Source organism: Shewanella sp. 10N.286.48.B5, from assembly GCF_002874355.2.
Taxonomy (GTDB): domain Bacteria; phylum Pseudomonadota; class Gammaproteobacteria; order Enterobacterales; family Shewanellaceae; genus Shewanella.
The window spans coordinates 834,691-858,803 of sequence record NZ_MCVG02000001.1 but is presented as its reverse complement, the minus strand read 5'-3'; the positions used below and the strand labels follow the sequence as shown (position 1 = coordinate 858,803).

At 40.6% G+C, this 24,113-nt stretch carries 16 protein-coding genes and 1 other RNA gene; 12 read left to right on the top strand and 5 right to left on the bottom strand.

Going from position 1 to position 24,113, the window contains the following annotated elements; all coding sequences use genetic code 11:
- Positions 1-118: 118 nt before the first annotated feature.
- From BCU57_RS03710 to BCU57_RS03695, 4 genes are all read right to left on the bottom strand, one after another.
- Positions 119-373: a hypothetical protein gene (locus BCU57_RS03710; protein ID WP_102436076.1), complete on the bottom strand. Its 255-nt coding sequence runs from the start codon at positions 371-373 to the stop codon at positions 119-121.
- 51 nt (positions 374-424) lie between these two features.
- Positions 425-3,316 carry a TonB-dependent receptor domain-containing protein gene (locus BCU57_RS03705; RefSeq protein ID WP_102436078.1) on the bottom strand — a complete coding sequence of 964 codons (2,892 nt, stop codon included), beginning with the start codon at positions 3,314-3,316 and terminating at the stop codon, positions 425-427.
- A gap of 449 nt (positions 3,317-3,765) precedes the next feature.
- The gene (locus tag BCU57_RS03700) at positions 3,766-4,950 is read right to left on the bottom strand and encodes a porin (protein WP_102436080.1); all 1,185 of its coding nucleotides are present in this window, start codon (positions 4,948-4,950) and stop codon (positions 3,766-3,768) included.
- 225 nt (positions 4,951-5,175) lie between these two features.
- Positions 5,176-7,566 (bottom strand): DNA polymerase II, encoded by a 2,391-nt coding sequence (locus tag BCU57_RS03695; RefSeq protein ID WP_102436082.1) that lies wholly within the window; start codon positions 7,564-7,566, stop codon positions 5,176-5,178.
- 108 nt (positions 7,567-7,674) lie between these two features.
- Between BCU57_RS03695 and dinG the strand changes: the two genes are divergently transcribed.
- The 6 genes from dinG to BCU57_RS03665 are packed head-to-tail and all read left to right on the top strand — an operon-like array spanning position 7,675 to position 13,216.
- Complete coding sequence (gene dinG / locus BCU57_RS03690; RefSeq protein WP_102436084.1) at positions 7,675-9,750, top strand: ATP-dependent DNA helicase DinG; 2,076 nt, start codon at positions 7,675-7,677, stop codon at positions 9,748-9,750.
- An 8-nt stretch (positions 9,751-9,758) separates the two neighbouring features.
- Complete coding sequence (locus tag BCU57_RS03685) at positions 9,759-10,532, top strand: TSUP family transporter (RefSeq protein ID WP_102436086.1); 774 nt, start codon at positions 9,759-9,761, stop codon at positions 10,530-10,532.
- Positions 10,529-11,194, top strand: coding sequence for a primosomal replication protein (locus tag BCU57_RS03680; protein WP_102436088.1), 666 nt, complete (start codon positions 10,529-10,531; stop codon positions 11,192-11,194). Before BCU57_RS03685 ends, BCU57_RS03680 begins: the two co-directional genes overlap by 4 nt.
- Positions 11,195-11,203: 9 nt before the next feature.
- Positions 11,204-11,932 (top strand): DUF2057 domain-containing protein, encoded by a 729-nt coding sequence (locus BCU57_RS03675; protein ID WP_102436090.1) that lies wholly within the window; start codon positions 11,204-11,206, stop codon positions 11,930-11,932.
- Positions 11,932-12,837, top strand: a complete 906-nt coding sequence (locus tag BCU57_RS03670) for a histone deacetylase (protein WP_102436092.1) — start codon at positions 11,932-11,934, stop codon at positions 12,835-12,837. Before BCU57_RS03675 ends, BCU57_RS03670 begins: the two co-directional genes overlap by 1 nt.
- Before the next feature lie 55 nt (positions 12,838-12,892).
- On the top strand, positions 12,893-13,216 hold the full coding sequence (locus tag BCU57_RS03665) for a late competence development ComFB family protein (RefSeq protein WP_102436094.1): 324 nt from the start codon (positions 12,893-12,895) through the stop codon (positions 13,214-13,216).
- A gap of 143 nt (positions 13,217-13,359) precedes the next feature.
- Here the strand turns inward: BCU57_RS03665 and ffs are convergent.
- An RNA gene (gene ffs, locus BCU57_RS03660) (signal recognition particle sRNA small type) lies at positions 13,360-13,456 on the bottom strand.
- An 811-nt stretch (positions 13,457-14,267) separates the two neighbouring features.
- Between ffs and BCU57_RS03655 the strand changes: the two genes are divergently transcribed.
- The 6 genes from BCU57_RS03655 to BCU57_RS03630 all read left to right on the top strand — a co-directional run bounded on the left by BCU57_RS03655 (position 14,268) and on the right by BCU57_RS03630 (position 24,068).
- Positions 14,268-16,400, top strand: coding sequence for an OmcA/MtrC family decaheme c-type cytochrome (locus tag BCU57_RS03655; protein ID WP_157936420.1), 2,133 nt, complete (start codon positions 14,268-14,270; stop codon positions 16,398-16,400).
- A 272-nt stretch (positions 16,401-16,672) separates the two neighbouring features.
- Entirely contained in the window at positions 16,673-18,670 is a 1,998-nt protein-coding gene (locus BCU57_RS03650; protein WP_102436098.1) for an OmcA/MtrC family decaheme c-type cytochrome, read from the top strand.
- 124 nt (positions 18,671-18,794) lie between these two features.
- On the top strand, positions 18,795-19,742 hold the full coding sequence (locus tag BCU57_RS03645; protein ID WP_413211446.1) for a DmsE family decaheme c-type cytochrome: 948 nt from the start codon (positions 18,795-18,797) through the stop codon (positions 19,740-19,742).
- Positions 19,743-19,754: 12 nt separating this feature from the next.
- The gene (locus BCU57_RS03640; RefSeq protein WP_102436102.1) at positions 19,755-21,842 is read left to right on the top strand and encodes an MtrB/PioB family decaheme-associated outer membrane protein; all 2,088 of its coding nucleotides are present in this window, start codon (positions 19,755-19,757) and stop codon (positions 21,840-21,842) included.
- Positions 21,843-22,047: 205 nt separating this feature from the next.
- Entirely contained in the window at positions 22,048-22,623 is a 576-nt protein-coding gene (locus BCU57_RS03635) for a hypothetical protein (protein ID WP_102436104.1), read from the top strand.
- A gap of 284 nt (positions 22,624-22,907) precedes the next feature.
- Positions 22,908-24,068, top strand: a complete 1,161-nt coding sequence (locus BCU57_RS03630) for a glycerate kinase (RefSeq protein ID WP_102436106.1) — start codon at positions 22,908-22,910, stop codon at positions 24,066-24,068.
- Positions 24,069-24,113 lie beyond the last annotated feature (45 nt).

Here is a 24,113-nt window from a genome sequence, read left to right as displayed (position 1 = left end):
CAAAAATTTAATTGAATAACAAGTTCGTATTCAAATAGTCAGAACTTAAATAATCCACTTAATCTTATAAAAATTAAAGGGCTGATAAAAATCAGCCCTTTAATTATGCTTTGTTAACCTAATTTCCAACAGTTGCACCATTTTTTTGTAACCTAGTTAGAGAGTCTTCTGCATTTTTTTCATCTTCAAGTTTTTGTTTAGCTGTTCTACACACTTTAGTTTTCCTATTCGAACCCGTTCTAGAAAGCATTTCACAACTGACGCTATTCTCGGCCATATCACTTTTTGATTCCCTATTTTTATAAATATCTTGAGATGATTCACAAGCACTTATTAGAGACAGTAATATTCCTATAAACAGAACTTTTTTCATAATTTCCCTATAAAAAAGGGCGCTAATAGCGCCCTTTCCTTAATATAAAACTTAGAACTTTATACCTGCACGTACATATATACTGCGGCCAATAACATCATAAGTTGACACGTCTGTGTTAGCACCAAATGCCGAATAAACAAATGGAGGCTCTTCATCAAATACATTATCAACACCAGCTGTTAATGTTACATGGTCATTAAGCATATAGTTGGTTTGGAAATCTACTACTATATTAGAATCTACATCCCTTTCAAAAGGAGCAGTCCACCAACCAGCTTCAACTTCTTTAACTCCACTAATATAACGAGTAATTAATGAAGAATTGAAATCAGCAACTGCCCATGAAACAGTAAAGTTAGTCTTTAATTCAGCAAACATACCATCATGATTACCTTCAAAGCGACCTACATGATCAACTACACTGCCATCTGCAAGGAATTTGTCATATTCAAGTAAATACGTACCATCTAAACCAAGTCCCCAATCACCAAACCCAGTTTCGAACGTATAACGAAAATCATAATCAATACCAGCCGTGTTAATGCCACCAACATTCACTGTGTAATTTTGAACATCAATAATACCACCTTCAGCGGCACCTGATGTGAATCGATTAATGGTTTCACAGTATTCAGCATTATTAAAACAACCATCTAAACGAGTTTGAGTACCAACTGTAGAGATAGCATTTTCAAGTTCAATTTTCCAATAATCCACTGTCATTGATAAATTATCAATAAACTCAGGGTTATAAACGAAACCTACAGTAAATACATCTGCAGTTTCAGGAGTTACAGTAACAGCACCATTCCAGTTGTCTGCTCCACCACCTTTAGTTGGTATCTGCTCTACGCCACCTGAATCATAACCATTCTGCGGCACGCCAGTTGCCACACAGTTAGCCCAATTTGGACTCGCTTTAATAGCTGCATATTCTGCGTCTGTGTAAAAGTTTCCGTCACATGGATCAATTGCTTCTGGGAAGCCTGTAGCAGCGCCGCCATATAGGTCTGATGTTGTTGGTGCACGGAAAGCATCAGATAACGTCGCACGAACCATCAAGGTATCAATTGGCATCCATTTAACACCAACTTTTGCACTAGTGTTATCGCCAAATGTACTGTAATCAGAATAACGAACTGCCGCTTCAATATCTAGCTTATGAGCGAACGGTAGATCGGAAAGGACTGGAACAATTAGTTCACCAAAGAACTCTTGAACATCATAACCGCCTTGAGTTCCAACAGCTGAACCCGCAGTAGTAGTTCCTTGAAGAATCAGTGAATCTGGAGTGTAAGAACCAGATTCTTTACGATCTTCCCAACCTAAAGCAAAACCTACAGAACCCGCTGGCAAATCGAATAAGTCACCTGAGACGATAGCTTGCAATACTTCCTGTTTATTTTGACCTGTTTCTGTAGTGTTGTAGTCACCTGAAATATATTGAAGCATTTCTGGTGATATTTCATCAGCAGAGCCTGGAGTGCCAAAGATATTCAATGGAGTACATCCACCAATAACACCACCATCGGCATCAAGACAAACTAATTCTGAACCTGCAGCATCAACAATAGCATTACCATTGTTATCAACCATTAAATCTCCATTAGCATCTAGCCAGCCAGTAGGCCCAACAGCTTCCGCTACACGATCTAGGTTAAAGTAGCCAGCAGCTTTCTCCACAGAGTCACTTTGCCCCCATGTATGTGAGACTTCCCAATCCCAGCCATTTGAAAAGTAACCATTAAACCCAACAACAGTTCTAAATGTCTTGTAATCACGCTCGTTAGCACGACCTCCAGTTTCCAGCATTCTTCGACGCCAATCATCAATGACATAAGAGTTGCCATTGCTATCTTTGGGCCCCATTTTCTGATTGTAATAGTTATTTGCTGAATAAGGTGCTGGTGAACCAAAGAACACTAATGGTGCAAGCGGTTCAGGTGCGATCAATCGATTACCAACTGTCTGCACGTAGTTTGCTTCTGCGAATGAGTTAACTTCACCAAGGAAACCAAAATCACCTAATGAGTAATTAGCAAAAACTGATGCGTGACGACGTTTACTAGGTGTTTGAAGGTAATTCACTGGGTTGTAGTTATATGAATCAGTTGAGCCATCATAAGCTCTCCAATCTCCATATTCAGGACCTCGAGTAACCCGACCATCGGCAGTGTTTGCATTTACCCAAGGTGGTGCTGAAGAGCCCCCTTCTTGTGTTGTACCATCTTCGTAAGCACGTAACTCAAACTCAGAGAAAGAGCGATCGCCCATAAAGGCGTCTTCCTGATCACTATAACCTAAAGAAACAACAACGTTACCTCTTTCACTTTGTGCACCAAAAGTTACGTCGACGCCAGTTGTTTCTGCGTCACCTTTGTCACTAGAAGAGTAATTAGCCTTAATTTCAAAACCTTCGAAATCATTTTTGGTAATAATATTTACAACACCTGCAATAGCATCGGAACCATATGTAGCAGAAGCACCATCTTTTAATACTTCTACACGCTTAACGATAGCAGTTGGAATAGTATTTAAATCAACAGATGAGTTTGCACCGCCACCACCAGCTACAACTCGACGTCCATTAATCAAAACTAAGGTTCTATCAGAACCAATACCCCTAAGTGAAAAACGAGTACTTGAGTCACCGCCGTTATTCGTTTGAGTGTTAGTTGCTGCACCTGCAGAAGACGTCAAATTTTGTAGCAAGTCACCCACATTATTAACGCTCATTTTTTCAATTGCAGCAGCATCAATAACAGTTACTGGGTTTACACCTTCCATATCAGTACGCTTAATACGCGAACCAGTTACTTCGATACGTTCTACTTTTTCGCCTTCTTCAGCAGCGAATGCTACTGGTGAACTGAATGCTGCCGCAGCTGCACCGCTAATCATTGCTAGACGCACTGATTTAGCTAATAAATTCTTATGCATTGTCAATCTCCCTGGACTTGTGTCTTTCTTATTGTTCCAACCTTATTAATTTAGGTTGGTTAACGAAGTTGAACATCGTTCAACCACATTTCGTATGCAATAAAATCACAAATAAAACATTAATTCAACATATGTTTCATTAATATCGGGTAAGTTAACATGTTTAGAATGGTTATTTCGTCCACAAAAACATACAAAAATAGAGAATTAAACTACACAACCACCTTAAGCCTCTGTATTTAATAGCATTTAAAAATAACAAATAACAATTTAAAATGTTGCAGAATTGTTCCAGTCGGCTATTTTATACCCATAACAATAAATAGATATGTGGTCAAATGACCTTCGAGACTTACAATTAATTAACAAGCAGACGGTCGCTATGAATTTTAAAGCAAAAAAAACACCCCTTTCGGAGTGTTTTAATGGGTAGTTGTTAAATTTTAATTTTATAAAATGTAACGAATACCGAAGCCAATGCCATCATCTTCACTGATCTTCATTTTGTCTTCGTTTGTTCCGCGGAAATCACTGCTGTCGATACGACCTTCAAAATAAAGGATAGTGTTTGTATCCCAGATATAATGAATACCTGCTGTAGTGAACTGACGCTTAAATACTTCACCTTCATCAGCGCCTAATACGCTATCAGCATCTAACATGTTATATGCTAAGAAAACACGGATGTTGTTGTCAAAACGATATGATACTAATGACTCTACACCTTTCGCACTTTCAATCATACGGCCAATGTTATCTGTGTCATGAAATTTATTTTCATTGTAGTTCGCAGAGAAATAAATACCTTCTGCATCCCAGTTACCATAAGTTACGCTTAAGCCGTAAATTTCATCACGCTCTTCAATGCGGGTGCCGTTCTCTAATTCACCTTCAAATTTACCCGTGTTGTAACCAATACCAACAGATAATTCATCAGTGAATTGATACATAGCCGATAAACCGAAGGTATTACCGTATTCTACAGTACCTAGTGACTCTTCATCATTAATACTTGGTGCATCAGAAAAACCATCTACGTTCTCATCTTCGTAAATAACGAATTCATTTTGCTTTAACTGTACTTGCGCACCAAAACTGAATTTATCAAACGAGTTACGGTATTGAATGGTTTTATCACCACGGCCTACACCGTTAATAGCGCCATCAGCTTTATTGTATGTGTATACACCTGCAGCATTACCATCCCATACGATAGGGTAGTTTGTTCCGGCAACAACGTCGTACCAAACACCCCATTGCTTACCTAGGCTGATTGAGCCGTAAGTATCATTTGATACGCCAACGTAACCTAAACGGTTATTTAGAAAGTCATCGCTTTGTGATTCAAATTGACTACCAGCACTATAAACGATTTCACTGTTACCGAATGGGTTAACACCCCACTCGAATTTAGCAAAGGTTGCCCAACCATCATTCATTTGACGATCAAAGGCGAAGTTAATACGTGATGCGCCATTGACGATTTCAGTTTCACCTTGGCCACTATAAATACGTGCATCGATGAAACCACCAATAGCAACAGAGTTTTTCTCATCTTTATAGATTTCGATAGCAGAAGCTGTTGGTACAAACATAACTGCTGCAAGTGTTGATGCGATTAAAGTCTTTTTCATCGAGCTAAACCTTCCCATTTCATTTTCATCATTAATTATTTTAAATAATCTATTTGCATAGAATTTTTCCATTAACTGAAGGCTAGCATGATGAATTAGCATGAAACAAAGAGATAAATCGATTAAATATCATAATAAACTAAATAAGCACATTGCAAAGCACAAACCACTACCAAAAGACATAAAAATGATAACGTATCACCATAAATTACACAGTCAGCAACATTAAAGTAACAACATCTGATTACTCACAAGACTATCAAAACTGTCACCTTTGAGCCCTAATACTGGTTCTGCAATGGGCTCGATTTGTTTATCAAGGTAATATTGGTAATCAATTGATTCATTGGTTGCTTCTATAGGTTGCGCACCATTCAGAGTCATCCTGTAAGCGATCATGGTGCCTCTTTTACCAAGCTCCGAATTACCTGTTATTTGACATAGACGCGTTGCGGCTTTCACATGTGGTGAAGATTTAGCCGTATAATCTTCAATGTTACGCTTTAGGCGTTTTCTAAAAATTAGTTCATCATCAAATGAGCCATTTTGAAGCTCCTTAATTTGCTTTAACAAATAGCCTCTAACGTCCCCTTGGGTAAATAATAACAAGTATAAATGATATTGCATTCTTCTGGCTAAAGGGCTCCAATCACTTCTGACTTGCTCCATGCCTTTAAAGGTCAGTGCTAATTGTCCCTCCTTGTCAGTGGTTGCCCCTACATAGCGTTTTTTACTGCCAGCATCTGAGCCTCTTAATGTCGGCATGACAAATTGATTAAAGTGACTTTCAAATTCAAGTTCCAAATAACTTTTTAACTGAAACTTGGTAGCACAAAAATCGGCCCATTTTTGGGTAATTTCCTGTGCCAGCATATGACCTAACTGACTAATATCGTCTATTTGATGCTTTTCTCCTAACCACACAAAGGTAGAGTCGGTATCACCATAAATCACCTTATAACCCAACTCTTCAATCCAAGCTTTGGTTTGCTTCATGATTTGATGGCCACGCATGGTAATCGAGCTTGCAAGCTTGGCATCATGGAACACACAGCCTCTAGAGCCCAATACGCCATATAAAGAGTTCATGATTATTTTAATGGCTTGGGACAGAGGTTGGTTGTTAAGTTGTTTGGCTTGCTCACGCTGCTGCGCGAGTGTTGCTATTAGCTCTGGCAATATGGGGTTGTCTCTGCTAAATCTTGCATTGAGAAAACCCGGCACAGTCACTTCGTCAGGCTGCTGTTCGCCCACCACCAAGCCTTTGGGATCAATCAAAAACGTTCTAATAATTGATGGATAAAGGCTTTTAAAGTCCAACACTAAAACATCTTTGTAAAAACCCGGGATAGAATCCATCACATAGCCACCAGGAGATTCAAGTCCATCACTAGCTGGGTGAGCAGGGGCAACAAAACCGCTTCGATGTAAGTGCGGTAGGTATAAATTATTAAAAGCAGCAACAGATGCGCCAACGCGGCCAAATTCTAAGCCGGTTAGTTTGGCCCGTTCAATGGCAAAAGCCAGCAACTGGGTTTTATCAAAAATATCCCATACTAGGCGGCAATCGGTAATATTATAAAACGCCAATGCGACTTTATCATGGGCAAACAAATGACAGATTTCTTGGCTGCGATTATCAACATGGTCAATAGCCTTGCCTTCATTTAGTAATTGTTGCGATACGTGCTCTAATGAATAGCGTTCAAAATGATAGAATGCCGCTTTAATCCAATCGATGCCATCTAGCACCACTCGCCCCGGTAAAGATAAGGTTTCAGGGCGATGCTTATCTTCAACCTTCCAGCTTAATACCGTCGCCCCACGACCAATGGTTAACGGTATCGAATGTAACTGACAACGTTTATACAATAGTGACAAATCAAAAGTGACGACCGCCCAGCCAATAATGACATCAGGATCATATTCGGCAAACCAAACAATTAATCGCTTAATAAGCTCAACTTCGGTAACCACCCACTGAATATAGTGCTCTGACTCTTGAGGCTGTCCCACCATAATGACTAATTGATAATCTTGCCCATATAAGCCAACTGAATATAACTCGCCGCTAGGGCTACATTCGAAATCCAACGAAATCATAGAAAGCGAGATGTCATTATCGCTTTTTCTTGCTTTTACAGCTTGGTACACCGGCAATTGACTTAAGCTGGTATTCTGACTGTTACATAAATCAGCCTCTAAACTAGATTGCCCGATAAACTCAACATCAAAGGCAATAAAGCGTTCTATCAAATATCGCTGCTCTGCCCTAATATCTGCCTCATAAATCTCAATCCCCATATCATTGGCAATCCGCAATAACAGCCTTTGTACACTGGCTGACTTTAAATAAATACAGGCGATAGCTTGGTGATTAAAGTTTTTAAGCGCGATAGTTTCGATTCTGCAACCTTGATGAATATGTCCTGCGAGTTTTGGTATATCTATTTGACGGCAAAAACACACTACTTCAGCCCCGTCCACTTCTATCAGCACAGGGCCAGATCTCGTTTTTAAATAATATTGCAATATAAGTCGACCATCACGAAAAGCTGAATGCCGCGTCAACACTCGCCCTTTGATAGAAGTCACCTTATTTACGCTTACTGTCATAGTTTTTGGCTCGATTAAATATTTCGTGCAGTTCAATTCACTGTTATTATGTACAGCATATAACAGCGAACACATAAACAGTAAGCAAAGAATGCGAATAGGTCACTCATGTTAACGGATAAAGTCAAAAGTCAGATCCGCACTATCTATAAAGATATCGCGGCGGCAATGCCAAATTTTCGCTCTCGCCGTGAGCAAAACTATATGGTGGCTGAAATATCTAAAACACTGGCCGGTGAATATGACAAACACCGTCGCATTATGGTTTGTGAAGCCGGCACCGGTATTGGTAAATCCTTATCCTATATTCTTGGCACGATTCCGTTAGCCATTGCCAGCAAGAAAAAAGTCTGTATAGCAACGGCAACCGTAGCATTACAAGAGCAATTACTGCATAAAGATTTACCCTTCTTTTTGCAACAGTCTGGGGTAGACTTTAAATTTGGTTTAGTCAAAGGCCGTCAGCGCTATGTTTGCTTAGCAAAGCTTGAAGCCATGATTGGCCCCGAAGACACCTCACAAATGGCGATGTGGCAGACAAAGCCTGATCAAAGCCAGATTGACCAACTCAAAAAAATCCATAAAGATTACCAAGATAAAAAGTGGAACGGTGAAATCGACACTTTAGAGCAACCTGTTCCTGACTTTTTATGGCAGCAAATATGCTGTGATAAACACAGCTGCCATCGTCAGTTATCCAATCATCATAACTGCCCTTTTCATAAAGCCCGTGAAGATGTCGAAACCTGGGACGTACTCATTGTTAACCACAGTTTGTTATTTGCCGACTTAGAACTGGGCGGCGGCGTTATTTTACCAGAGCCTGAAGAGATGTTTTATGTCATCGATGAGGCGCATCATCTGCCAACAGTTGCCAGAGATTTCTCCAGCGCCCAAGCAAGTCTTCGCGGCACAGCTGATTGGCTAGAAAAGGCAGGTAAAACCTGCTCTAAATTACAAAACCAATTAAAAACCACTCATATTATTGCACCAGTGCAAGCGATGCTAGATCACATTAATGAGCTGGTTAGCCAGCTTAATCAAGTGGCACATTTTTGTGATACCCAGCCGCAGCTCTTTGCCAACCCAGAAACCCGTTTAAGATTTGAAAATGGCAAATTACCAGAGTCATTACTCATACAGGCCGAAAACTTAGCTTCAGCATCGAATTCTGCATTAAAGCAATTTAATAAAATTCAAACCGTTTTAAGTGAAGCGATAAAAGATGGTGAGTTACCTAAACATCAATCAGAAACAGTGCTTTCAGAAGCAGGCTTTATTTCCCAGCGTTTAGAAAACTTGCATAAATTATGGAAAATGCTCGCTAAAGAAGACTCAAAAAAAGGTGCGCCCATGGCGCGCTGGGCTGAACTGATCACAGGTAAACAACAGGATTATTTATTTTGTGCGTCTCCTATTGAAGTGGGTTTCATGCTCGAATCTATGCTGTGGCAAAAAGCCGCAGGTGTTGTATTGTGCAGCGCAACACTGCGGGCGCTGAATAATTTTAATCATTTTGCCCATCAAGTCGGGTTATCATTAAATGATGGCAGCCGCTTTTTGGCGTTACTATCGCCATTTGATTATCAAAATAATGCCACATTATTTATTCCTCAAATGAAGAATGAGCCTACAGATGAAGCCTTTACCGATGAGCTTGCAGAGCAGATATTGGCATTAGTTGAAGATGAAATGGCAACATTGGTGCTGTTTGCCTCTTATTGGCAAATGGAAAAGGTGACAGATCAAATTATTGGTAAAATGCCTAAAGAGCAGTTATTTGTTCAAGGAACTATGCCAAGACAACAGGTGCTAACTCAACATAAAGCCCGTTGTGATGCCGGAAAAGCCAGTATTATCTTTGGCACAGGCAGTTTTTCAGAAGGATTAGATTTACCTGGGGATTACCTTACCAACCTGATTGTCACCAAACTGCCCTTTGCAGTGCCGACATCACCAGTTGAACAAGCACATGCGGAATATATAAAAAGCAAAGGTGGCAACCCTTTCCTACAATTAACCATTCCAGATGCGTCACGTAAATTAATCCAAAGTTGTGGTAGATTACTGCGCAAAGAAGACGATTATGGCCGAGTGACTATTTTAGACCGCCGCCTAATTACCAAGCGTTACGGTAAATCGTTACTCGATGCCCTACCGCCATTTCGTAAAGTTATTGAATAGGTATTTTTTTGGAATTTTTGTTAGACCCTAGTCATTGGGTCATTCTGGCGATAATTGGTGTTGTTGCAGGTTTTATAGATGCCGTTGTTGGCGGTGGCGGTTTGCTTTCTATCCCTGCACTGCTAACAATGGGAGTTCCACCCCATTTAGCATTGGGTACCAATAAGCTCGCAGCCTGTTTCGGCTCTATTACTGCAGGTTATACCTACTACAAACAACAACTCATTAAACCTTCCTTCTGGCGGGCTGCATTTTTGACGACCTTTATAGGTGCCATCATCGGCAGTTTTTTAGTTTATTTTATTGATGCTGCTTGGCTCGAAAAAATCTTACCGCTGATCATTATCGGGATTGCAATCTACACCCTTATAAGTCCCAAAGCGATGGGCGAAACTATCATCAATCAACCCACCGGGTTGCCATCTCAAAACAAACAAATAGTGCAAGGAATGACCTTAGGTGCTTATGATGGTTTTGCAGGCCCCGGTATTGGCGCATTTTGGACAGTATCCAGCATCAGGCTGCATAAGCTGCCATTATTAAACAGCTGCGCCTTAGCAAGGCTAATGACCTCAGTGAGTAATGTTACCGCATTAGTCATTTTTGCCTTATTAGGCGAAGTGGATTGGATATTAGGTTTGTGGATCGGTGTTTGTATGATGGCGGGATCATTTATTGGGGCTAAATCTGCTATAAGATTTGGTATTCCCTTTATTAAACCGCTATTTATCATTACTGTATTATCCATTGCAGCACATTTAGCTTGGACGGCTTGGCTATGAGAAACACCAACCAACTCATTTACCAATTAAAACAGCAGCTCAGTTCATTAGAACAAGATGCCTTACATCACGATCAGCAATTACCTGCGCAACAAAAGAAAATGCTGCAAGATATTGAACGATTTAATTCACAATTATTTATTCAACAAGGTGCCCAATTAAGCCCTTGTATTGCCCAATTAAAAAAAGACATTCAGCAATTAGAAAAGCAACTTTCTTTCAAACTTGATGTCAGAATCATTGAGCTTAGCTGCCAGCGCATTCAAGATCGCTTTACCGCATTAAGACGAGCCTTAGTGACCACCAACCTGAATGTGAATACTGAAAAGCAAAAACGTGACAATAGCCGTGCACGCTATGCAAAAAAACAACAGCAACAACATTCAGACAGTGGCTTTGGCTGGATAGCCAGTAATGTAATGAAAAACAGCCACCAAATTTATCAAGAGCTGAACAAACATTTGAATTGGGCTACAACCTTTGAACAAAAAATAGCAGAAATGGAATCTGCACTTGCAAACTGTCATAGTACTGACAAAATCAGATTACAAAATGAAATTCTCTCTCTACATCGACGCTTAGGAAAATGTCGTCAAGCAATTAGTTATATAGAGGAAAGAATCCAGATGTTTGAACGACCTAATAGAAATTTAAATCGTTAAGGAGCAACAATGAATTTTACCCGAACGCTAAGTGCCACTTTACTTGCTTTAGCTACATCAACATCAGCTTTAGCGGCAAATTTAACCATTCCAATGTCGTTTGAGTATTTAGCATTGGATGGCAAAGAAATTGATACCAATAAGTTTACCCATAAATCAGATCTAGACCTTAGTAATGGCTCCCATAAAATAGCCATCCGTTACCACGATATGATTGAAGATGAGTTCAGCGATAGCCAAAGCTTTATAAAATCAGCGCCTTTTATTGTCACTATTATAGTCGATGGCGATCATGAGTATTTTCTTAAGCCCGCAGACGGAGAATTTGTAAAACGCCCTAAAAGCTTTGCTAAAGATCCCCAAGTGATTATCTCACGCCAAGATAATGGCAAAGTCGATTACACAATTACCCAAACCGATTTTGAAGAAGGTTCATTTTTAGGCGGGTTATTTGGCAGTAATAAAGGTGATGATATTGACGCATTAGCAGCTTCTGCAACCAGTAGCAATGTCGCTCCAGCCGCAGTAAACACTGCAACTGCCACAACAGCGGCCGTGACCTCGACCGCAGTAGTTGCTAGCACACCTGTGACTCAAACTGCGACAGCTTCCGCAACGACATCGGCTGTAACAGATAAAGCGGCAACTCATCCTGAGCAAATGCTGCAATATTGGTGGTTACAAGCTGATGAGCAAACACGCAAAGAGTTCATGAGTTGGGCTATTAAACAGCTTTAATGACTATTCCACTCGTTTATCACGCCAGCTACTCCAAGCTGGCGTTACCTAAAAAGCATCGGTTTCCTACCAGTAAATATCAACGTTTACAGCAATATTTACTTGAACAAGGTCTCGCTATCCCGCAAGATTTTCATCAGCCAAGCCCCATCGATATTAAAGTGTTAAAACAAACCCATCAAAGTGACTATGTTGATGGCTTTATCAATAACACCCTTACTAATAAAGTGCTGCGCCGTATCGGTTTTCCTTGGAGCGAATCACTGGTTAACCGCACCCTTCACGCGGTCAATGGCACAGTGCTAAGCGCTAATTTGGCAATTGACCATGGTATTGCCCTACATTTAAGTGGTGGCTATCATCATGCTCATTATGACTTTGGCAGTGGTTTCTGTGTCTTTAACGATTTAATGATTGCAGCCAAGCAAATGCTTATTAAGCAAAAAGCCACGAAAGTGCTTATTATCGATTGTGACGTACATCAAGGCGATGGCACTGCGGCATTGTCTCAAACCCAAGACAACATAATAACTTGCTCGCTTCATTGCCAAAAAAACTTCCCATTTAGAAAGCAACGCTCCCATCACGATATAGAATTTGATAAACACACTCTCGACGATGAATACTTATCGGTTATCAAACAAGTGATCCCATACCTTATAAGCATCCATCAGCCAGATCTTATCCTTTACGATGCCGGCGTTGATATTCACCAAGATGATGATTTAGGCTATTTAGACATATCAACCAAAGGCATATTGGCCCGAGATACATTTATTTTACAGCAAGCTAAGCAGGCAGAAATCCCGATTGCAGCGGTGATCGGAGGCGGTTACAGCCGCAACGAGCAAGCACTAACTCAAAGACATAGCCAACTTTTTATTGCAGCCAAGGCAATCTGGTAGCACACTAATGATAATCAGATAAACAAGTTAAATTTCATTCTATAGGGAGTCAAGGATGCAAGTTGATATTCGTAATTACTATGAAGTGCTTTTAATGGAAATATTAAGAGACGAAGGCTTACTCGAAGAGCTACCAGAGGAGTATTTAGCTGATTTATGCTGCGTTACCTTAAATCAACTTCCAGTTCGCTACATAAGACACCTCGTTGATACTTATTTTTTTGAAGATTATGCAGAACTGCAACAGATGAAAAACGAGATCCATAGCGCACTTGAAAAGTCACGACAGTTTTTAAAAGCCAACCTTCATAAAAAGTTAGTGGAAGATGCAGAAAGCGCAGCTAAAGAGCCTGCTATCAAGAAAATGCCAAACATCTAATGCGCAAAAATTTTAAATGGCTAGGTTGGTTTACTAAAGAAACACTCAACATAAACGCTGATAAAAAACGTTATTTTAAGTAAAGTAAGGAGTTTAGAGAGTTTAGAGAGTTTTTGAATGAAATACTAGGAGTATTGGAGGTTCCCCTAGAGCCACACCCCGGCACACGAGTCACTTGCTGCGGTTGCTCCCTTCCAGGCCTGGCCGAGTTCACAAGTTATCATTGCGGGGGGACCCTAAGGTCACCATTGATTTCTAATTAAGCAAATAAGGTTAAATATCTAATTATCTTAAACATCTAAAATTAGTCCTGCTTAACGAGAACAACAGGATTATCCACTAAGCACTGACCATGTTCAAGTTAAATTCGCTCACTTTTATCAACAAAGCGCTCGACTGCACAAGCTTTACTCGATCCCGGTTAAATTAGCTCATTATTTAACTGATTTAAGTATACAGCACCTGCAAAGTGCCAATTCAATTCGAGCTTACCAATACAAAACACAATATACAGCAACTTGTCAGCTAAAATTAACTGCCAAAACCTCGCACTCAGCAAAATTATTTGACCAAGTGATAATGCACATCAACCACAATAAGATCACGATCACACTTTTAACCAAAATCAGTCTTTAATCATCAAAAAACACACAATTTGCTCAGGTTTTAACCCATCTTTCACATAAATCACTTATTATTAGTAATGGCAATTTTAGCAATCTATTTAGTAGTGAGTAGAACATTACCAAAATCATTGCAGACATTAGGGCTTACTGAAATTGGATACCAAACTGGGTTTTTAGCGTCAATCAACAAAAAACACCCACAGAGAGCAACTACTGATTATCGACAGTTTAACAACTTAAAAACAACGAGTTGTAAATTGCAGAATTTAGAAGTACTCCTTTCGGAATAGTAAGATCTTAATCACGGCGGTAGAGTTTACAAGTGGTTAAAATAGTACAGCTTATTTCGAATAAGTTTGGATATTATCCATACGCACGATTTTATGATGAAAAGTCGAGTGAAAATAAATCTCTTGCAGGGAAAAATGATGAATAAATTTAATTTAAATACGACTGCTAAAGCGGTATTCAGTGCAGGGCTATTAGCTTTTGCATTGACTGGCTGTGGCAGTGATGGCAAAGACGGTGAAGATGGTGAAGATGGAGTAGTCGGCAAACCGATTGGTTCTGTTTCATCGCTAACAAGCACTATTACTTCAGCTAGCGTTGATGAAAACAACTTCTTATCTGTAGACTTCAAATTATCAGATCCGAATGGTGTAGCCGTAACTGGTTTGACAATAGCTGACGTAGCAACCATCACTTTTGGTCGTGTGGGAACAGCTGATGAAATTGGTGAGGATGAAATTGTTAATCCAAGCCCAGATAGACAAATTTGGTTAAGCTACTTCAATAAAGACAAAGGTGACGGTTATTTCACAGGTTCTAGTTCTTATTCTGGAAACGTTGATTGTACTGACTGTTTTATCGATAACAAAGATGGTAGCTATTCTGTCACTCTCGATAAAGCCATCGATACCCTAGATAAATATGATTATGTTGCTGATACAACTAATGGTGTTTACATGTCTATTAAGACAAGTAACAACCAGTCAATGACTCTCGTCAATAACAGCTTCTTTTATTGGGTTCCAGCAACTGATGTTGCTGCTGAAAAACCGTTACAAATTTTGGCAAACTCTGATTGTCAAACATGTCATAGAGCCGGCCAAGATGGTGAGCTTTCTATGCATGGCAGTAAGCACGTAACGGAAGAAGCTTGTTCTTTCTGTCATACCGATTACAACAGTTACATTAAAGAAGACAAAGATGCTGACGGCAATGTAATTGGTGAAGCGTACGAGTTTGATGGCTCTATAAAAGGTATGGCTCATAGCATTCATACTACAGCTAACTTCTCGGATGATGGTGTGTACCCTCAAATGACGTCAAACTGTTTGACTTGTCATAATCCAAATGAAGATTTCAACTTAACTGATAGCTGGAAAGCTGACATTGATACGACTGCATGTTGGAGCTGTCACAGCCCTGGCCCAGCAGCTGAAGCCGCAGGTGTGCCAGTATCTCATCAACAAGGTGCTAATTGTTTCGGTTGTCACGGTGGTGAAGGTCGAGGTCGCGGTGCTGAAGAGGCTCATTATGGTCTAAACAGCAATTTCTTAGCAACAACCCTAAAAGTAGAGTTTAACTCTATGGTAGTCGCTGATGACGCAACTGAAATCAAAGTTAATTTCACTGTTAAAAATGGTGATGAGTTAGTCGCAATTAATCAAATTGACCCACGTCCATATAAATATGGCGGTTTTAATAGTGCTATCGTCGTTAACGGTGTGGTTGCTGATGACTTCTTAGTCAATTATCAAAAAGTCGGTTACGACACCTTCACTGAAGAAGCTGATGGTTCAATCACTTCGATCATCAGTGCTGCCGACTTTGAAATCACTACCTTAATTGATGCTGGTTCTACTATCGCATTAAGCAGTCAATTACACGTTTGCTCAGGTAAAGGTGTTATTGAATATTGTGACGCAGAAGAACTCGATGCAGGCGACCAAGATGCTCCTTACGTGACATCTGATACTTTCTACTTCAATCAAGATGGTTCTGTTGTTGAAGAGTCTCCACGTATTCAACACGCTGAAATGACTGATTGTCAGCAATGTCATACTACTGAGATAACACATCGTTATTCGAATGACCTTGATGGTTGTGCATCTTGTCATAACGGCACACGTGCAACATCTGGTGGTGAAGCATCGAACCTAGCAACTAAAGTTCATGATAAGCATTATGTCTATGACTCTAGTGGTTCTTTATTCTTTAAGAAAACTGAGTGTCAAGCTTGTCACGGCGATGATGGTTTCTCTATCCAAGGTATCGCTACTGATGCTGCTCCTGTAGCGTTTGGTAAAGACGACGTTGGTAATCTAGTTGTGTCACCACAATCAGCAGCTTGTTTAAGTTGCCACGTTCCACCTTATGGTTTGAACGAGTCAACTATCCAGCACATTGAAACTAACGGTGGTGTTGTCGGCACAATCGATAGTTTAGGTGTTCCAGAAGCAGATTATGATGCACTTAATGTGTCAGAAGCTTGTTCCACATGTCATACCGATAACGCAATCTTAGAAGCTCACTCTAACTGGGGTGGTAATTAATATTTGCTAAAATAAAAAAGAGTCGCACCTGTGCGGCTCTTTTTATTTAAAAAATATTAAAATTGATTTTTCACAAAATATGTACCTATTTATAAATAGACTGATCCGCTTCACAGTCTCAGTCGACATATAAAGATTTTTCTCTAATTGTGGATTAATCTTATATTGATGAATTTAAAATCCAAAAAAGCTAAATTGACTCAATAGACTAAGTATCTATGTAGCGCAAAAGCTAAGTCAAAATTAGCAATGTCTTATTGATGCAGGGACAAATGATGAACAAGAAAAATTCCAAATTAGCACTAATGCTCGTAGCAAGTGCAGTAAGCGTGGCCTTAAGCGGCTGTGGCAGTGACGGAGATGATGGCAAGCCTGGTATCCCTGGCCTTCCTGGCGGTGAACCAGCTGAAACGATTGCACAACTTAATCTTGATGTCACTAAGGTGACTTATGAAGATGGTATGCCTATCGTTGAAGTATTCGCAACCAACGAAGAAGATTTAGTTGTTGTTGGTTTAAAAGATATTTCAATTAAAAATTCTGCACAGTTAATCCCAGCCGGAGCCACTGGCGCCGGTAATAGTGCTAATTGGCAGAAGCTAGGTTCTACATCGACTTTTGTGGATAACAAAAATGGTAGTTACGAATTTACCTTCGACAGCTTTGACACTGACACATTTAATGCTGATTTAACCCAACGTTTCAACGTTGTATCAAAAGCCTCTACCCTACTTGACGGCGTAACGCCCGTTCCGGTAAGTGAAATCGTTGCTGATTTTGATGGCGAAGGCTATGAAGCTAAATATACTAAAAATATTGTTTCACATGAAGTCTGTACAGCTTGTCATGCTGAAGGTGAAACTATTTACCATCAAGCAACGACAGCAGAAACCTGTATTACTTGTCATACCCAAGAGTGGGCTGACGGTCGTGGTAAACCTGAAGTTGCTTTTGCACACTTAGTGCATAACGTGCATAACTCCAACAAAGCTTGGGGCAGAAGTGATAACCCAGCTGAAACAGCTCACGCTATCGTGCAAGACAACTGTCAAACTTGTCACGTTGAATCAGAAGAGTTAACTGAATGGGGTAACTGGACACGTATTCCAACAATGGAAACCTGTACAAGTTGTCATACCAACATCGACTTTAAAGCCGGTCAAGGTCACTCTCAGCAGTTAGATAACTCAAACTGTATCGCTTGTCATAATGCATCTTGGACTGAAGAAATTCATACTGGCGATTTTGTAGAGAAGAAAGCCTTTATCGATATGTATGGCATGAATTCAACGCTGACTGTTAATGAAGATAAATCAGCTACGCTTTCAGTAACGATTACTGATGCAACAGGTAATGCACTTAATGCATCTGATTTTGTTAGCCAAATTCAACGTTTAGAAACAATCACAAACGTTGGACCAAACTTCCCTGTAATGGGGTACAACGCAAGTCCTGGAACGGGTTTAGCAAAAGTTGCTGTTGATTTAGTAAGCGGTGGCGAGTTGCAAGATATGGTATCGGTTGTTGCTGGAAACTTAGAATACACTATCCCTTCTCTACCATTTGGTGTTGATTCACCTGCAGGCATACAAGACACTGATACAGCGTTCAGCTTTATTGGCCTTGAAATGTGTAACGATGGTGTTGCTACTGTTGATTGTGGCGACGATGTCATGACAACCAGTATGAAAGCAGATATGACATTTGGTACCTTCTCAGGTGAAGCACCAAGCATGCGTCATACTGATTCTGTAGAATTCTCAACTTGTCAAAACTGTCACGGTGAAACTTTTGAGATTCATAAAGGACACCATGCAGGTTTTGTTATGACTGAGCAATTAGGTCGTGAGAACGCTGACGGTGAAGTGGTTATTGGTGTAGATGGTTGTGTAACTTGTCACACTCCTGACGGTACTTATGCTTCTGGCCAAAACCAAGGCGCACTTGAAATGAAACTTCACAGCGTTCATGGCGCTGAAGGTATCATCAGTGATTGTACTCAGTGTCATAACGACTTCAATCTAGATGCATTCAAGCTGAAAGGTGCATTAGCAACTGATAATCCTAATTACTCAGGTAGCTTATATTCTACTCCAATCACAGCAACTTGTGCTTCTTGTCATGGTTTTGATGAAATCAAGGCACATGCTGAAGGTCAAGGTGGTGTAGTTAATGGGTCTTACGAAGAAGCAACTGACTCAGCTCCTCTTGAGTTCTGTATGGGTTGTCATAAACCTACTATTTTCGATCACACCGCGGTGAAGATGTAATTTACCCTTAAGGGAGAAGCTTGCTTCTCCCTTAGATTACATAAATCACATCAACATCATGGATAGATTGGGAAGCCTCACTATGAAAATCAAAATGAAATTAAACACTTTAATCCCGACATTGATGGCAGTTGTTTTGCTATCTCTTGGGATGTCTCACTCGGCTTATGCGTCGAAGTGGGATGCAAAAATGACACCTGACGAAGTTGAAGCCGTACTTGATAAAAAGTTCGAAGAAGGTAGTTATTCACCTAAAGGCGCTGACTCATGCTTAATGTGTCATAAGCGTTCAGAAAAAGTAATGGATATCTTTAAAGGTGTTCATGGCGCAATTGACTCATCAAAAAGCCCAATGGCTGGCCTTCAATGTGAAGCGTGTCATGGCCCTATGGGTAAACATAACCGTGGTGGTAATGAACCTGTAATCGCTTTTGGACCAGATTCAACTTTGGCACCAGAAAAACAAAACAGTGTCTGTATGGGCTGTCACTTAGACGACAAGCGTATGTCTTGGAACACTAGCCATCATGATAATGCTGATGTTGCTTGTGCATCTTGTCATAATGTTCATACTGCAAATGACCCTATTTTGTCTAAAAAGACTGAAATGGAAGTCTGTACTAGTTGTCATGTTAAAGTTAAAACCGACATGAACAAACGCTCAAGTCATCCAATGAAGTTTGACCAAATGACCTGTAGTGATTGTCACAACCCACATGGCAGCATGGCTGATTCAGATCTTGTTAAACCAAGTGTCAATGAAACATGTTACTCATGTCATGCTGAAAAACGTGGTCCAAAACTTTGGGAACACGCACCAGTGACAGAAAACTGTGTAAGTTGTCATAACCCACATGGTTCAGTTAACGAAGGAATGCTAAAAACTCGTGCTCCTCAGCTATGTCAGCAATGTCATGCCAGCGATGGTCATGCTAGCAATGCTTACTTAGGCAACACAGGAATGGGTTCTAATGTTGGTGATAATGCCTTTACTGGTGGCCGCAGTTGTTTAAATTGTCATAGCCAAGTACATGGTTCAAACCACCCTTCTGGCAAATTACTTCAGCGTTAAGGATGTACGACTATGAAATTTAAACTGAACTTAATCACCTTAGCGCTAGTAGCCAATGCAGGTTTTGCAATGGCCGCTGATGGCTACGGTGTCGGTAATGCCAACACAGACAAAGTCAAATATGATAAATGGGTTTGTAAAGGTTGTGCTGTAGAAACTGGCGTAACCGGTAGTGTGGGTGTAGGCGTTGCGTATAACAGCGAAGATGATATTCACTCTGCCAATGCATTTGGCAGCAGCAACGAGTTTGCTCCCAAAGTTGATGCTGATATTAACTATATTGGTAAATCGGGCTACCGCGCTAAAGTTGAAGCCACCGATTTAGGGTTAGACAATGGCCGTTTAGATGTGAATGTTGGCAAATTAGGCCAATATAACTTCAACCTTAATTATCGCTCAATTGCTACTTATAGCTCTAATACCGTGATGTCTCCATACAGTGGTATTGGTGGTAACGATTTAACCTTGCCTGACGGCTGGGTGACAGCAGGTACGACTGACGGTATGACTGAGCTTGGTAACAGCTTAAACCCGTTTGAATTATCACTTAAACGTGAACGTGCAGGTTTAGGGTTTGAATATCAAACTGAGTCACTATTCACTACTTATGTGAATTATCAACGTGAAGAAAAAACCGGCACCAAAACGGCATCGGGTAGCTTTTTCAATCAATCTATGATGATTGCAGAGCCTGTTGATTACACCACTGATACCATCAATGCGGGTATTAAATTTAGAGGCGCTAACTGGTTCACTAGCCTTAACTATGACGGTTCTATCTTTAAAAATGATAATGCCCAGTTAAGCTATGACAATGCCTTTAACCCAACGTTTGGTGGCCAAACCCGTGGTTATATGTCATTAGACCCTGACAACGAATCACATATTGTGTCGTTATTAGGTCAATACAATGAAAATGGCGCAGCTATCAGTGGCCGTTTGATGTTTGGTCAAATGACTCAAGATCAAGATTTAGTCACCTCAGGCTATGGTTACAGCGTACCAACGGAATCAATTGATGCCAAAGTTGATATCACCGGCTTAACGTTAAAAGCAGCTAAGCGTATCAACCGTGAAGTTCGTGTTACTGGTAGCTACGACTACTCAGATCGCGACAACAACACCAACATCGAAGAGTGGACTCAAATCAGCATCAATGATGTCAACGGTCAAGTGGCTTATAACACGCCATACGATCAAACGACTCATCGCGCTAAGATTGCTGCAGATTACCGCATTACTCGCGGAATGAAGCTTGATGCAGGAGTTGATTATAACCGTGATGAGCGTAGTTATTCAGAGCGTGAAGTCACTGAAGAAAGCACAGTTTGGGCCCGTTACCGTTTAAACAGTTTTGATAAATGGGACATGTGGATTAAAGGTAGCTTTGGCAGCCGTGATGGTTCTGATTACCAAGCGTCTGAGTGGACCTCTTCAGAAAATAACGACTTATTACGTAAGTACTACATTGCTGATCGTGACCGTAGTATGGTTGAAGCGCGAGTGAGCTATAGCCCTCTCGAAGCATTAGCCATCGATTTTGGCGCGCGTTACGCACTTGATGATTATACAGACACTGAAATTGGCCTAACTGAGTCGAAAGACACCAGTTACGATATCAATTTCAACTACATGTTTAATAAAGATGTGATGCTAAATGCATTTTATAATTATCAAATCATTGAGTCACAACAAGCGGGTAGTAGCACATTCTCAGGTCCAACTTGGGAAGCGGATATCGAAGATACTATCGATGTTGTCGGTGCAAATTTAAGTTACAACAACTTAATGGATAGCCGTTTACGTTTAGGTTTAGATTACACCTATTCAGAATCTGACAGTACGACTCAAGTTCGCCAAAATGTTACTGGCAACTACGGCGACTACTTTGCTAAAGTGCACAACGTCAATTTATATGGTCAATACCAAGCCACTGACAAAATGGCTGTCCGTTTAGACTACAAAATTGAAAAGTACTTAGATAATGATGCAGCCAATGATATCCAACCAGATACCATTTGGAATGTAATGAGTTTTGGCAGTAATAGCCATGACTACACAGCACATATGATTATGTTAAGTGTAAATTACAAATTATAAAACTAAGTAAAAAATACCAGCCTGCTATCGCAATATAGCAGGCTTTTTTTTGCCAGAAATTTAACGTTTTGTGCAGTAGCTATCAATAAACTACAAATAACCTGCAATTACTAAATTAACAAAAGCTATTACACTAATAGTCGATTAAAATTTACTGCTAGTGCCACTATCTTTGATTTCATACAGTAGAAATAGCCAAATTATTATGCAAAAAACATCAATTGTTCTGCTTAGCTCAATGGTTGCATTTCCGGCATTTGCCGCCAGTTCGACCGTTATGACCAATAACAGCATTCTTATCTTCATTGCTTTAATGGCCTTTACTTGCGTTAATGCTATCGCGCAAGCTAGCTGCTATTTTGCAGGTTTATACGTGCAAAAAAGCGTTAGCCAAAAGCATGTCACACTGAGCTTAGTGTTTCCGTTAATTGCACTCATTGGCTTTATTGCCGAGTATCAGTCTTTAGCACAGTTTATTTTATATTTGGGCGCTGTGTTATTGGGCTTTGGTGCGGCGTTAGTGCCACTGTTGTTAACCAATAAAAAAGTACCATGCATGCAATCAGCGTTAATACTACTAACAGGGGCGATTATTATTTTGCCTTTAAGCATTATTGTTGCCCCAATCAGCCTGTTTTCTATTGTATTGTGCCACTTAGCCTTAAAACAAACGCCTATTGCGCCAGTGGCAAAGTTTTCGACCATATTGACACTGTTAACCAGCTACGGTTTATTTGGCTATTGGCTATTCCAGTTGTTTAACCAAATTTCCGTCGCCTAACCATCACTTACACTTTGGTGGTTTTCAGCTGAATTATATATTTGTGGGCATTTATCATGAAATGAGTGCCCATTTTCATTTTTACTCCTGGCCTAAGTCCTATCCCCAAGTCCTGCCCCTATCAAAGCCAGCTTTATGGCTAATATCCACTTATCCAATAGCAATAATAAAATTTTTCAATAGCTGCTTCGTTTTAAGCATTTATCAAACATGCATTTACTGCTAATTTATTCATAAGCTCAGGTTTAAACGCCAATCACTAAGTTACTACAGGTAGGACACCTATGAAAATTGTCATTGCGCCAGACTCCTTCAAAGAAAGCCTCAGCGCCTTAGGTGTTGCTAATGCCATTGAAGCAGGTTTTAAGCGAGTATTTCCTGATGCTCAGTATTGTAAAGTGCCGATGGCCGATGGTGGCGAAGGTACGGTGCAGGCTATGGTTGATGCAACCCAAGGGGAAATTATCAGCTTGCAAGTCACAGGCCCCGAAGGCACTCCTGTAAACGCTCATTACGGCATCATTAATCAAGATGCTCAAACTGCGACCGCTGTGATTGAGATGGCCGCAGCATCTGGCCTAGATTACGTGGAACGTGCTAACCGTAACCCTATGCTAATGACAAGTTATGGCACGGGTGAACTAATAAAAGACGCTTTAGACCGAGGTATAAAACATATTATTTTAGGTTTAGGTGGCAGTGCGACAAACGATGCCGGTGCAGGCATGGCCCAGGCGTTAGGTTTTACCTTACTTACAGCACAAAATAAGCCTATTTGTTATGGCGCCTTGGGGTTAACCGAGCTTGCAAAAATTGATAACACATCAGCTCACCCGTTACTGGCGCGATGTAAAATTGAGGTGGCCTGTGATGTAGATAATCCGCTATGCGGCCCTAATGGCGCATCCGCTGTTTTTGGTCCTCAAAAAGGCGCAGATGAGCAGATGGTTACAGAACTTGATGCTGCATTAGCTCACTTTGCCAAGGTGGTTTGTGCAACTCATTCACTTACAACGACAACTGAGCTCGCAGAGTTTCCTGGCGCAGGCGCGGCCGGCGGTATGGGCTATGGGGTGATGACACTACTCAATGCCAAGCTAAAGCCGGGGGTCGATATCGTCATTGACACTGTGAAGCTTGCAGATGCTATCGCTGACGCCGATCTCGTCATCACAGGTGAAGGACGCATGGACAGCCAGACATTAGGCGGTAAAACCCCAATGGGTGTGCTGCAACAAGGTATACATCAAGACGTACCTGTCATTGGCATTGCTGGCTGCTTTGGTGATGGCGCCGAGCTAATTTTAGCTCAAGGCATGACAGCGATATTTCCTATTATTCCGTCATTAGCACCACTGGATGATATTCTGGCTAACGCCCATGACAACCTGGCGAATACTGCGCAGAATATCGCCGCAATTTATCAGTTGTCGCTGAGTAAATAGTCAGTTTGAGTTAAAAACTTGCTGCGAAATAATCCTTGCAGTAAA